The following is a 482-nucleotide window of genomic DNA, read 5'->3' on the forward strand; positions in this document are numbered from 1 at the left end:
CTTGCCTGCAAAAACTCCGCTACCAATTATCAAGCGTCAGTCTAGCGATCGCGGCTCAATTCTGCAATCAAACCTATCGTCACCCTTGCCCACACTAGCTTCTCTGCAATTACCTAACCAGCAAGCTAGCGCCAGATTAGGCGATATTTTGATTCTTAATAGTTTTCACTTAGATGCTGAAAATGTAGTTATATCTTTTACAAATATTCGGTTAGAAATTTCTTTTGAAGTGCCACCTTTAGCAGAGAGAACAGCAACAGATATTAGAGTTCAATTACCTGATGAGCCTGTAAACTGGGCAGCGGGTTTTTATACTGTGGTAGTCAAAGTAACGCGGACTAACGAACCAAGTCGGACTACCAATGAATTATCTTTTGCCTTAGCACCAAAAATTTTAGATATTATACCACGACAAGCAACAGCAGACGCTAATGGCGAAGTAACCCTCACACTGATTTTAAGCCCCCAAGTGCGACCAAGAC

Annotated in this window: 1 pseudogene; it reads left to right on the forward strand. The window is 41.9% G+C overall.

The features are described from left to right. A pseudogene (locus ACM0OX_RS35740) lies at positions 1–482 on the forward strand (DUF4255 domain-containing protein); the annotation flags it as partial.

This window comes from Nostoc sp. PCC 9305, assembly GCF_963920915.1.
GTDB lineage: Bacteria > Cyanobacteriota > Cyanobacteriia > Cyanobacteriales > Nostocaceae > Nostoc.